This is a genomic window from Caulobacter sp. FV2ps19, assembly GCF_058681035.1.
This window is the reverse complement of record NZ_CM178729.1, coordinates 4,100,791-4,113,061: the sequence shown is the minus strand read 5'-3', so window position 1 is coordinate 4,113,061 and position 12,271 is coordinate 4,100,791. Positions and strand designations below refer to the sequence as shown.

Genomic DNA, 12,271 nt, shown 5'->3' with positions numbered 1-12,271 from the left:
CCCTAGAAAAACTTTTGGCTTGTCATGACCCGTCCGCACCTGCCGCTGAACGCCCTGCGGGCTTTCGAAGCCTCGGCCCGGCACCTGTCGTTCACCCGGGCGGCCATCGAGCTGTGCGTGACCCAGGCGGCCGTCAGCCATCAGGTCAAGGGACTGGAAGAGCGGCTGGGCGTCAGCCTGTTTCGCCGCCTGCCGCGCGGCCTGGCCCTGACCGACGAGGGCCTGGCCCTGCTGCCCACCCTGCGCGACGCGTTCGAGCGCATCGGCGACGTGCTGGGCCGGTTCGAGGGCGGGCGGGTGCTGGAGGTGCTCAGCGTCGGGGCGGTGGGCACCTTCGCGGTGGGCTGGCTGTTGCCGCGCCTGCCGGCCTTTCGCGAAGCCCATCCTTTCATCGACCTGAGGCTGTTCACCAACAACAACCGCACCGACCTGGCCGGCGAAGGCCTGGACTGCGCGGTGCGGTTCGGCGACGGGGCCTGGCATGGCACCGAAGCCCTGCCGCTGTTCGAGGCGCCGATGAGCCCGCTGTGCGCGCCGGCCATCGCCGAGCGGCTGGTCGAACCCGCCGCCCTGACCGGCGAGACCCTGCTGCGCAGCTATCGCACCGCCGACTGGCCCGACTGGTTCGCCGCCGCCGGGGTCACGCCGCCGGCCATTCGGGGACCGGTGTTCGACTCCTCGTGGGTGATGGTGGAAGCCGCCCTGCAGGGCGTGGGCGTAGCCCTGGCGCCGCCGATGATGTTCGAGCGCGACCTGCAGCAGGGCCGTCTGGTTCGGCCCTTCGCCCTGGAGGTCAGCGCCGGGCGCTACTGGCTGACCTGGCTGAAATCGCGCCAGCCCACGTCCGCCATGCGAGCATTCGCCGACTGGCTGGGCGCGGAATCCTAGAAAAAAATCGGGGAACCAGATCGCGCCGTCCGTACTTGCGCGCGGTGACTAAGGTCACGGATTCCCAGGCTCAAGCTTGGCGCCAAAGCGGCCCAGAAGCGGCCTAGTTTTGGCCTCTATGGGCTGGCGGGTTCGGGGTCCGGCGCGTTTCGGCGCGTCGCCCAACAACCGCGAGACCTCAAGCATGATGATCCGATCCCTGAAGATGGCCGCCGTTACCGGCCTGGTCCTGACCGGCCTGGCGGTGAGCGGTTGCGCCACCAAGACCTATGTCAACACCCAGGTCGGGGCCGTCGACGCCCGGGTCGACCAGCATGAGGCCCGGCTGGGCGAGCTGGACAGGACGTCTCGCGAAGCCCTGGAGCGCGCCACGGCCGCCGGCAAGCTGGCCGAGGGCAAGTTCATGTATGCGGTGGTGCTCAGCGACGACTCGGTGAAGTTCCCGGTCAATGTCGCCCAGCTGTCGCCCGAGGCCCAGCAGCAGCTGGGCGCCCTCGCCGAACGCCTGAAGGCCGAGAACAAGAACGTCTATCTGGAGATCCAGGGCCACACCGATGGGTCCGGATCGCCGGCCTATAATCAGGACCTGGGCGCCAAGCGGGCCGAGGCGGTGCGCAAGTTCCTCAGCCTGCAGGGCGTGGCGCTGAACCGCATGGCGACCATCTCCTACGGCGCCGACGCGCCCGTGGCGGCTAATGACACCCGCGCCGGCCGCGCCCAGAACCGCCGCGTGGTGGTGATGGTGCTCAACTAGATGAGGCCGTCGGCGCGGGCGCAGGTCCGCGCCGACGCTCCGGGCCAGGCCCTTGCCGGAAGGGCCTGGCGGCGGCAACGTCTGGCCCTCGCCGTTCCGGAGTCGCCATGCGTTTGTCCCTCGTCCTCGCCGCGCCCTTTCTGGTGACAGGTCTGCTGTTGACGGCCCCCGCCTTCGCGGCGGAAGCGCCCGCGCCCTCCACCGACCAGCCGCTACTGCGGAGCGTGGCCGCCGAGGTCGACGCCAAGGCGCTGGAAAGCACCATCCGGTCACTGGTGGGGTTTGGCACCCGCCACACCCTGTCGGACACCGTCTCGGAGACGCGCGGCATCGGCGCGGCCCGGCGCTGGGCCAAGAGCCGGTTCGAGACGATCGGCAAGGACTGCGGCGGCTGCCTGACCCTCGTGACGCCGTCCGACACGGTGACCGGCAGGCGCGTGCCCACCCCCACTGAGGTGATGGACGTCCTGGCCATCCAGAAGGGGACCAGCGATCCGGACCGGGTGATCCTGATCGCCGGCCATATCGACAGCCGGGTGACCGATGTCATGGACTTCACCAGCGACGCCCCCGGGGCCAATGACGACGCCTCGGGCGTGGCCGCGGTGATCGAGGCGGCGCGGGTGCTGTCCAAGCGAAGGTTCCCGGCCACCCTGGTGTTCGCGGTGCTGTCGGGCGAGGAGCAGGGGCTGCTGGGCGGCAAGATCCTGGCCGACTACGCCCGCGCCCAGGGCTGGAAGGTCGAGGCCGACCTCAACAACGACATCGTCGGCAATAGTCGCGGCCAGAGCGGGGTGATGAACAACACCCAGGTGCGGGTGTTCTCCGAAGGCACCAAGGCGGTCGAGACCCCCGAGCAGGCCAACCGCAGGCGCTATAATGGCGGCGAGGTCGACAGCCCCTCGCGCAACCTGGCCCGTTTTCTCGATGGCCTGGCCGACCGCTATCTGAACAATTTCGACGTGGTGATGGTCTATCGCACCGACCGCTTTGGCCGGGGCGGCGATCAGGTTCCTGTGCTGGAGGCCGGCTATCCGGCCGTGCGGGTCACGGAAGCCGCCGAGAACTATGACCGCCAGCACCAGGACCTGCGCACCGAGAACGGCAAGGCCTATGGCGATGTGATCGAGGGCGTCGATTTCGCCTATCTGGCCCAGGTGACGCGGCTGAACGTGGTGGCCATGGCCGCCCTGGCCTCAGCCCCGGCCCCGCCGTCGGGCGTCAAGATCGAGGGCGCGGTCAGTCCCGACACCAAGGTCTCATGGACGCCGACGCCCGGCGCGGCCGGTTACCGCGTCTGGTGGCGCGGCACCACCGAGCCGAGCTGGCGCTACAGCCGCTGGGTCCCGACCGGGACCAGCGCCGTGCTCAAGGACGTGGTCATCGACGACTGGTTCTTCGGGGTTTCGTCGGTCTCGGCCGACGGCTGGGAAAGCCCGGTGGTGTTCCCAGGGCCTGCCGGGAGCTTCGAGAGTCCGGTCCCAGTCGCTATGACTACTCCCAAATAGTTCAATTTATTCCGTCTCCCCGGCGAATGCCCGGGGTCCAGATCGAACCCGGGGAGGCAGGCTTTTGGGCGCCGTCAGAAGGCGCATCATCCCAAACCGCTCAGGCTGAATCTGGGCCCCGGCCTTCGCCGGGGAGACGGGAAATTTGGATGCGAAATCCGCCCTAGGCGATCAGGTCGGGCTCGTTGCGGCGCAGCCAGGCCGCCGCATAGGAGCACAGCGGGGTGATCATCAGGCCTTCCTCGCGGGCGGTCAGGACGATGTGCGCCATCAGCCGCGCGGCCGCGCCCTGGCCGCGCAGGGCCGGATCGCTCTCGACATGGGGGATGATCAGCCGCTCGCCGCTGCGCCGATAGTCGGCATAGCTCAGCAGGCCGTCGGTCTCCAGTTCGTAGCGGCTGAGCGCGGTGTTCTGGCGGAAGGTGTCGGTCATGGTGAGGCAACGCCCGGATCGCTGAATGTGATCCTCCCGGAAAAGGGGAGGATCACCCTTATCGACTAAACCAGCTCAATAGCCATGGCCGTGGCCTCGCCACCGCCGATGCACAGGGACGCCATGCCCTTCTTGCCGCCGCGCGCCTGCAGGGCGGCGATCAGGGTGCACAGGATCCGTGCGCCCGAGGCGCCGATCGGGTGGCCCAGGGCGCAGGCCCCGCCGTTGATGTTGAGCTTCTCCGGATCAAGGCCCAGCTCCTGCTGAGCGATCATGGCGACCACGGCGAAGGCTTCATTGACCTCCCACAGATCGACATCGGCGACGCTCCAGCCGGCCTTGGCCAGCGCCTTGCGCATGGCCGGAACCGGGGCGGTGGTGAACAGGCCCGGCTCATGGGCGTGGGCGGCGTGGGCGGCGACGCGGGCGACGATCGGCAGGCCCAGACGCCTGGCGACGCTTTCCCGGGTCATCACCAGGGCGGCGGCGCCGTCGCTGATCGAGCTGGAATTGGCCGCCGTGATCGTCCCGTCGCGGCTGAAGGCCGGGCGCAGGGTGGGGATCTTGGCCGGGTCAGCCTTCAGCGGCTGCTCGTCCTGCGCGACGACCTCGGTTCCCTTGCGGGTGGTGACGGTGACCGGGGTGATCTCGGCCTTGAAGGCTCCGCTCTCGATGGCGTGACGCGCCTTCATCAGGCCCTTTGTCGCATAGTCGTCCATGGCCTCGCGGCTGAACTGGTAGGCAGCCGCCGAGTCCTCGGCGAAGGCCCCCATCAGCTTGCCGGGCGTATAGGCGTCCTCCAGGCCGTCCAGGTACATGGAGTCCAGGAGCTGGTCGTGGCCGATGCGGGCCCCGCCGCGATGCTTGGTCATCAGATAGGGCGCGCCGGTCATGCTCTCCATGCCGCCGGCCACGATGATGTCGGCGCTGCCGGCCGCCAGGGCGTCATGGGCCATGATCGCCGCCTGCATGCCGCTGCCGCACATCTTGTTGACCGTGGTGGCCTCGACCGACAGCGGCAGGCCCGCTCCCACCGCCGCCTGCCGCGCCGGGGCCTGGCCCAGGCCGGCGGGCAGAACGCAGCCCATGAAGATCTGCTCGACCAGATCGCCCGAAACCCCGGCGCGGTCGATGGCCGCCTTGACCGCCGCGGCGCCCAGGGCGGTCGACTTCACCCCGCCCAGCGCGCCCTGGAAGCCGCCCATCGGCGTGCGGGCGAACGAGACGATGACGACAGGATCTGGCGCGGACATGCAGGGTCTCCGGAGGAGGTGATGATCAGAGGTTTGGCGGCGCCATAGACCCGTTCCATGCGCCGAGACGCAAGTCGCGTGCGGAAAGGGGAGGCGAGACCATCCGGCGAGGATCGATCATCGCCTCCCAAGGCGCAACCGAGGTGGTCAGTTGTAATAGAAAACCTATGTCCGTTCATCCTTAAACGCAACGCTCTCTTGCTTTCCCCGGCGGAACGTCTCACCTTTGCGAAATGGGCCGTACCGCTGACTATACCAACGAACGCTGCAGCATCGCCGCCACCCTCGAGATTGTCGGCGATCCCTGGACCTTGCTGATCCTTCGCGACGCCTTTCAGGGCGTGAAGCGCTTTGAGCAGTGGCAGGAGCGCCTGGGCGTCGCCCGCAATGTTCTGGCCTCGCGGCTCAAGACCCTGGTCGCCCATGGGGTGATGGAGGGGCAGCGCTATTCCGAACGCCCGCCGCGCCAGGAATATGTGCTGACCGCCAAGGGACTGGATCTTAGTCCCGTGCTCTTGACCATGGCGGAATGGGGCGACCGGCACGTCTATGGGGCTGGAAACGGGCCCGTGCATTTCGTGCACAAGACCTGCGGCCATGACTTCCATCCGCGCATGGCCTGCGAGGCCTGTGGCGAGATCCTGGACCCTCGCGATCTGCGGCGCGTGGCGCATGAGAGCTGCCAGACCGTCGGCGAAGCGCTGGAAGCCGGAAAGATCGCGGCCGAATAGGCCCCGATCTTCGGCCGGGGCGCGTGCGCCAAACGGCCGCGCCCAAGACCAAGTCAAGCTTACCGAATATTTAGTGCTTGCCCTGCAAAGTGATTCGAGGCCGGGGGCAGGCATTGATGGCGTTTGTAAAGAAGGTGGCGTCGGTCTTCGCGATCCGTCAGGATCGTCCGGAGCTTCTGATCGCCCAGGCGACGGCGTTTTCGCGCCAGGTGCCGATGATGTATCTGGTTGTGCTGGTCAATGCGTTCGCCTTGGGGATTACGCACTTCCACGCCGCGCCGCTGGCATTGACCCTAGGCGGCCCGCTGGCTTTGGCGGCGGCCAGCGCGTTTCGGGTCTTCGGTTGGCGTCGACTGCGCAAGACCGGCATGACTCCCGCCCAAGCGGCCCGAATGCTGCGCGGAACGATCAGCACGGCCGCCATGATGGCGATCGCTTTCACGGCCTGGTCCCTGTCGCTCTATCGGTATGGCGACGCCTATCAGCAAAGCCATGTGGCCTTCTATATGGCCATTACGGTGATCGCCTGCATCTTCTGCCTGATGCATCTGCGGGCGGCGGCGCTGGTCGTCACCGTCTTCGTTTTGGGGCCGATGGTCCTGTTCTTTGGCCTGACCGGCAAGCCGGTCTTCCAGGCCATCTCGATCAATGTGCTGGTGGTCGCCGCCGCCATGATCGTCATCCTGCTGATCCACTACAGGGAGTTCGCCGATCTGGTGGAGTCGCGCGGCGCCCTGATCGAAAAGGCGCTGCAGGCCCAGCGGCTCAGCGATGAGAACGATCGTCTGGCCAATCTCGACAGCCTGACCGGGCTGCCCAATCGCCGCCGTTTCTTCACTGAACTGGACGCCCAGGTGGCGCACGCCGCCCTGGCCAATCACGGTCTGATCGTCGGCGTCGTCGACCTGGACGGGTTCAAGCTGATCAACGACGCTTTCGGTCACGCGACCGGCGATCGGCTGCTGATCGAGGTCGGCCGGCGACTCCAGGCCTTCGCGGACCCCGCCCTGTTCGTGGCGCGACTGGGCGGCGACGAATTTGGCCTGATCATCGACGCGCCGATGACTCCCGAGGCCCTGAAGGCGTTGGGGCGCGATGTTCTGGACCAGTTGCGCGCGCCCTACAGTCTGCCGGGCGTCACGGCCCAGATCGGGGGATCCATCGGCTTTTGCCCCTTCCCGATGGGCGGCGAGACCAGCGAGCAGTTGTTCGAACGCGCGGACTACGCGCTCTATCACGCCAAGCAGAACCTGAAGGGATCGGCCGTGGTGTTCGACGAGCGGCACGAGGCCGATATCCGCGAACTGGCCCGTGTGGAGCAGGCCCTGCGTCACGCCAATCTTGACGCGGAAATGCAGATCTACTTCCAGCCCATCGTCGATATCGGCGCCAAGCGGACGATCGCCTTCGAGGCGCTGGCGCGCTGGACCAGCCCGGAGCTCGGCGAGGTTCCGCCGACGGTGTTCATCGACGCCGCCGAGCGCTCGGGCCAGATCGTCGAGATCACCCGCGTCCTGGTCGCCAAGGCCCTGGCGGCCGTTCGCGCCTGGCCGATGGACATGCGGGTGTCGATCAATCTGTCGGCCCGAGACATCGCCTCGATGGAGACCGTCAGCCGCATTGTCGACATCGTGCTCGACAGCCAGGTGGCGCCGCACCGCATCGATTTCGAGATCACCGAGACCGCCATCGTCTGCGACTTTGATCAGGCCCGCGCCGCCCTGCTGACCTTCCACGGCCTGGGCGCCCATACGGCCCTGGATGACTTTGGCACCGGCCATTCCAGCCTCAGCCATGTGCGCCTGCTGCCTCTGGACAAGCTGAAGATCGACGCCAGTTTCGTCGCCGACATCGGTCACCACGGGCCCAGCGAGGACATCGTCAAGACCGTCCTGCAGCTGTGCCGCAACCTGCGGATCGACTGCATCGTCGAGGGCGTCGAGACCCAGGAGCAGTTCGACAAGGTCGCTTCGCTCGGCGCGATGGTCATGCAGGGCTACCACTTCGCCCGACCCATGCCCGCCGCTGAGGTCGCGGGCTATCTGGCGGAAGAATCCGCCAGGATGATCGCCCGCAAGCGCGCCAGACCCTCCGCAAAGCAGCGTGCGGCCCGGATCTGGTTCGACGAGGACGGCCTGCAAGGGCTGGGCTAGACTGGCAGCGGCGCCCGCACGGTCGAGGCGATAAAGCCGCCGCCCAGAACCCGGTCGGGATCGGCGGGGTCGTACAGCACGCACGCCTGACCCGGCGCGACGCCCTCTTCATGGGTGTCGAACACCACGCGCAGTTCGCCTTCCGCCAACGCCAGGCGTCCCGGCACGGGTTCGCGGGTCGAGCGCACGCGGGCCAGGACGGGCTGGCCGGCTTCGGCCGCGGCTTCCAGACTGTCCTGACCGCCCAGCCAGTTGCCTTCCTTCAGCACCAGAGACGCGGTCAGCAGCGCCTCGCGCGGGCCGACGATGACCTGGCGCTGGTCGGCGTCGATGCGGACCACGAACAGCGGATCGCCGACGGCGATGTTCAGACCCCGGCGCTGACCGATCGTGTAGCGGGTGACGCCCTCGTGCTGGCCCAGCACGCGGCCGTCCATGTGGACGATGTCGCCGGGCAGGGCGCCGTGCGGCCGGATCTTGTCGATCACCGTGGTGTACTTGCCCTCGGGGACGAAGCAGATGTCCTGGCTGTCGGGCTTGTCGGCGATGGCCAGACCCAGTTCGGACGCCACGCGCCGCACCTCGCTCTTGGGCATGTCGCCCAGCGGGAAGCGCAGGAAGTCCAGCTGCTCGCGCGTGGTGGCGAACAGGAAATAGCTCTGGTCCTTGGACGGATCGCCCGCCCGGCGCAGCTGAGGACGATTGGCGCCGGCGGGCTGGCCCCGCTGGACATAGTGGCCGGTGGCCATGGCCTCGGCGCCCAGGTCGCGGGCCACGTCCAGCAGATCGCGGAACTTGACCGTCTGGTTACAGCGCACGCAGGGGATGGGCGTCTCGCCGCGCAGATAGGCGTCGGCGAACTCCTCGATCACCTGTTCCTTGAACCGGCTTTCGTAGTCGAGGACATAGTGGGGGATGCCGATCCGCTCGGCGGCCATGCGGGCGTCCAGAATGTCCTGGCCGGCGCAGCAGGCGCCCTTCTTGGCGATCGCCGCGCCATGGTCATAGAGCTGCAGGGTCACGCCCACGACGTCGTAACCGGCCCGGGCCAGCAGGGCGGCGGTCACCGTGGAGTCCACGCCGCCCGACATCGCCACCACGACGCGCGCGCCGGCAGGCAGGCCTACGGCGTCGCGGGCCATGGCGACCGCGCGGTCGGACAGGGCATGGTCGAAGAGGGTCGTGTCGGCGTCCATCGCGGCCATATAGCGCTTCGACGATGGTTTTACGAGGCGCGGGGCGCGGCGGCTTTCCCGCCGGCGGCTACTTGAGCACGTTCAGCAGCGAAGAGGCCTGCAGGCTGGAGAAAACCTGGGCGGCGGCTTGCACGGCGACCTGGGCGGCCTGGAGCTGGGTGACGGCCTTGGCCATGTCGACATCGACAATGCCGCCGACCATGCCGGTCAGGGTGTCGGCCTGGTCCTGGAGGTCGGTCTGGGCGGTTTCGAACCGCTTCTGAACCACGCCGTTCTTGCCCTGAATGTTGATCACGTCGCTATAGGCCGTATCGAAGGTGGACAGCGTGCTCTGCAGGAAATTGGTCTGGGCGCTGGTCAGGGTGCCGGTAAAGGGTCCATTGGCCTCGACATAGGCTTGAATGTCCTTGAAGGCGTCGAACACCTTGGTTCCAAGATCGTCGCCGAGAATACCGGTGGCGACGCTGATGTGCTCGTCGACGCGGTTGGTGACGATGTACTGGTCGTTCTGGAAGAGGCTGGCGGTGCTCGGTGCGGCGGTCAGGTCGGCCAGGGTGGCGGCCGTGGTCGGCATGGTGTCGGTCTGGCCGCCAGCGAAGACATAGTGACCGTTCGACTTGGTGTTGACCCCCTGTACGACGTTGCTGAAGGCGGACTGCAACTGCTGCATCAAGGTTTGGGCGTTGCCGGCCGCCATGGCGTTGGCGATGGCTTCGCGAGCGGTCTTGGTGGCTTCGCCGATCTGATTGATCCCGCCCTCCTGGATGTCCAGGCGGTTTGAGATCAGCTTGGTCTGGTCGATCAGCCCCTCGACCTTGGTCTGGGTGCTGCGCATCGCGGTCAGAACCTCGGCGTTCTTGGCGTAGCCCTTCAGATCGTTGGCGACCTTCTGGCTGGAGACCTGTTCGCCGAGCGTGTTCTGCTGAAACTGAGCCCGCATCAGATTGCTGGTCATGACGCTGTAGTTTGAGCCGGTGGAAACGCGGGTCATGGCTTATCCCAGCATGTTGTTGAGGACATCGAACATGTCCTTGGACGCCTGGATGAGGCGGGCGGAGGCGTTGAACGCCTGCTGATAGGTTGTCAGATTGACCAGTTCCTCGTCGAGATTGACCCCCTCCTGCGACTGGCGCTGGGTGTCGACCTCGATGGCGACCGCTTCGGCCGAGTCCCTGCGGCTGGCGGCGTTGGCGGCCTTGCGCGCGATCAGACCGCCGAAGTCGGCGGCATAGCGCAGGACGGTGGTCTTGCTGGCCGCGCCGGCGCCGGCGGCGGAGAAGCTGGTCGTGGCGTCGCCGGACTTGGCGATGGCCAGGGCGCCGCGGCCGTCACCGACGGCCAGGGCGTTTTCGCCGGGCAGGGCGGCGAGATTCAGCTGGGCGAAGGGCAGGAGGTTGGGATTCTCGTCCATCGCCGGATTGACGGTGAAGCGCTCGCCCCTGGTGCTGCGCTCGGCCGGTCCCACGCCGAACAACTCGGTGAAGGAGGGGCCGCCCACGCCGCGCGCCGTGTTGTCGGATGACACCGAAAGGCTGACCGACGAACCGGGATAGGCGGAGAAGCTCATCTGGCCCTTGGCGTCGAGGGCAAAGCTCCCATAGAGGCCCACGCCGCCGTTGCGGGCGTTGAGGGTGTCCAGAAGGTCCTGCATCGTGGCCCCGCTGGGAACGACGATATTGACGTCGCGAACTAGTCCGCCTTCCGCATCGGTGATGCGCATGGAGATAACGTCGCCCGCCGTGAAGCCATGCGGGCTCGTCGCGGTAAGGCCGGTCTCGTACGGTGAGAACCCGCTGGTCTTGACGATGTCGTTGAGGCCGAAGAAGTGACTGAAGCCTCTGCCCGTCTTGCTTGACGGTGTCGTGGGGTCGTCGGCGACGGCGACGCCGTTTGTGCCGGTCGCGCTGAGGGTCAGCGCCCCGTTGTTGAACGACGCCGAGCCCAGACCACCCAGGGCGGTGTTCAGTTGGGTGACGAAATTGGCGCTGGTGAAGGTTGGACCGGCGACCCCGTTGACCGTCATCGTGCCCAGATCGAAATCGATTTCGACCCGTTCCTGGATCGAACCCGTGTTGTCGACGATGGCCACGGTGGTCTTGCCGGTGAAGCCGCTCACCGCGCTCGCCGCATCCAGGCCCGTATTCCGTCCGGTCAGGGAGGCGGGGGCCGGCGCCGATGAGGCGGCGTTGGAGGCGCGATTCAACTCGTCGGCCGCGCGGCTGGTGAATTCGCCCAGCTGGTCGGAGAGGTTGGGCAGCTCGGTGTTGCGGAGGTCCAGCAGACCCTTGAGTTCGCCGCTTGAAATGTTGAGCGCCACGGGCGTGCTGCCGCCGCCCGCCTGGATCACCTGCAGAAAGCCCGACGCTGTGCTCGAGGTCTGATAGGAGACCACCCCCGCGCCGTCGCCGGCCAGGTTGAGACCCTCGGTCGAGCGGATGATCACGCCACCGTTCGAGCGGAGGCTGACCTGGATATCCATCAGCTTCGAAAGATCGTCGATCAGGCCGCTCTGCACGTTCTCCGAGCCCGTGGCGTCGGTGCCGGTGATCTTGGCCCGGCTGATATCGGTGTTCAGGGCGTTGATCTGTTGCAGGAGATCATTGACCTGATCGACGGCCGAGGAGACGCGATGGTCGACATCCTTGCCCAGGCTCGAGAGCGATGAGGTGATCCGGGCGGACTCGCTGAGGAAGCTGTCGACGCTGACCAGGGCCTGGGTGCGCTGCAGGTTGGAGGTGGGATCATCGGAGGCCTTGGAAAAGGCCGAGAAGATGTCATCCAGGCCGCCGAAGAAGCTGTTCTCGCCGCTGGGGTCGCCAAACAGATTTTGCGCCGTGTTGAGCACAGAGGCCAGTGTCGAGGCGGCGGATGAGTCGGATACGGCGTTCAGGCTGGCCGATTGCAGGAACCGGTCGGTGGCGCGCTTGATCGCGTCGATATTGACGCCGACCCCCATGCCGTTGGAGATCAGGTTCGACTGGGAGACCGTCTTGCGGACATAGCCCTGGGTATTGACGTTGGCGATGTTGTCCGAGACGACCCGCAGGCCCGTCTGGGCCGCCATCATCCCTGAAGTCGCCGTATTCATGATGGCGGTCAAAGACATGCGGTCACTCCTGTCAGCTCGGCAATCCGCGAACCCCGCGACGAGCCCTTGCCCGGCGAAAACTGCCGGGCGGGTGAGGGGCCATCGCCCTCGAAATGTGCCAAGCCATTGGAATTCATGGCGGTTTCTTTCTGTCGCCGGTTAGTCGGCAGGTTGTCATGCGCAAGGAGGGCGCCAAGTCGGGGCGCGACCCGGCGACGCGGCAACTCAAGCCCTCGCAGCGCCATTCGACTCGGCAAAAAACGCCGC

Annotated in this window: 10 protein-coding genes; 5 read left to right on the top strand and 5 right to left on the bottom strand. The window is 67.0% G+C overall.

What is annotated here, in order from left to right:
* The first annotated feature begins 24 nt into the window (after positions 1 to 24).
* The 3 genes from ACW18B_RS19515 to ACW18B_RS19505 all read left to right on the top strand — a co-directional run bounded on the left by ACW18B_RS19515 (position 25) and on the right by ACW18B_RS19505 (position 3,150).
* Positions 25 to 888 carry a LysR family transcriptional regulator gene (locus ACW18B_RS19515; protein WP_492048655.1) on the top strand — a complete coding sequence of 288 codons (864 nt, stop codon included), beginning with the start codon at positions 25 to 27 and terminating at the stop codon, positions 886 to 888.
* Between the two features lie 187 nt (positions 889 to 1,075).
* Positions 1,076 to 1,642, top strand: a complete 567-nt coding sequence (locus ACW18B_RS19510; protein ID WP_492051796.1) for an OmpA family protein — start codon at positions 1,076 to 1,078, stop codon at positions 1,640 to 1,642.
* Between the two features lie 107 nt (positions 1,643 to 1,749).
* Positions 1,750 to 3,150, top strand: coding sequence for a M20/M25/M40 family metallo-hydrolase (locus ACW18B_RS19505; RefSeq protein ID WP_492048654.1), 1,401 nt, complete (start codon positions 1,750 to 1,752; stop codon positions 3,148 to 3,150).
* Between the two features lie 163 nt (positions 3,151 to 3,313).
* Here ACW18B_RS19505 and ACW18B_RS19500 read toward each other — a convergent pair whose 3' ends face one another.
* Positions 3,314 to 3,583, bottom strand: a complete 270-nt coding sequence (locus tag ACW18B_RS19500) for a GNAT family N-acetyltransferase (protein WP_492048653.1) — start codon at positions 3,581 to 3,583, stop codon at positions 3,314 to 3,316.
* A gap of 65 nt (positions 3,584 to 3,648) precedes the next feature.
* A complete protein-coding gene (locus ACW18B_RS19495; protein WP_492048652.1) occupies positions 3,649 to 4,836 on the bottom strand; it encodes an acetyl-CoA C-acyltransferase in 1,188 nt (395 codons plus the stop codon).
* A 233-nt stretch (positions 4,837 to 5,069) separates the two neighbouring features.
* Here ACW18B_RS19495 and ACW18B_RS19490 point away from each other — a divergent pair, with 233 nt between their 5' ends.
* Both ACW18B_RS19490 and ACW18B_RS19485 read left to right on the top strand, forming a co-directional pair.
* The gene (locus ACW18B_RS19490) at positions 5,070 to 5,567 is read left to right on the top strand and encodes a winged helix-turn-helix transcriptional regulator (RefSeq protein WP_492048651.1); all 498 of its coding nucleotides are present in this window, start codon (positions 5,070 to 5,072) and stop codon (positions 5,565 to 5,567) included.
* A 116-nt stretch (positions 5,568 to 5,683) separates the two neighbouring features.
* Positions 5,684 to 7,720, top strand: a complete 2,037-nt coding sequence (locus tag ACW18B_RS19485; protein WP_492048650.1) for a putative bifunctional diguanylate cyclase/phosphodiesterase — start codon at positions 5,684 to 5,686, stop codon at positions 7,718 to 7,720.
* Here the strand turns inward: ACW18B_RS19485 and mnmA are convergent.
* The 3 genes from mnmA to flgK are packed head-to-tail and all read right to left on the bottom strand — an operon-like array spanning position 7,717 to position 12,022.
* Positions 7,717 to 8,925: a tRNA 2-thiouridine(34) synthase MnmA gene (gene mnmA / locus ACW18B_RS19480; RefSeq protein ID WP_492048649.1), complete on the bottom strand. Its 1,209-nt coding sequence runs from the start codon at positions 8,923 to 8,925 to the stop codon at positions 7,717 to 7,719. The genes ACW18B_RS19485 and mnmA overlap by 4 nt on opposite strands.
* Before the next feature lie 58 nt (positions 8,926 to 8,983).
* Positions 8,984 to 9,907 carry a flagellin gene (locus tag ACW18B_RS19475; protein ID WP_492048648.1) on the bottom strand — a complete coding sequence of 308 codons (924 nt, stop codon included), beginning with the start codon at positions 9,905 to 9,907 and terminating at the stop codon, positions 8,984 to 8,986.
* 3 nt (positions 9,908 to 9,910) lie between these two features.
* A complete protein-coding gene (gene flgK / locus ACW18B_RS19470) occupies positions 9,911 to 12,022 on the bottom strand; it encodes a flagellar hook-associated protein FlgK (protein ID WP_492048647.1) in 2,112 nt (703 codons plus the stop codon).
* Positions 12,023 to 12,271 lie beyond the last annotated feature (249 nt).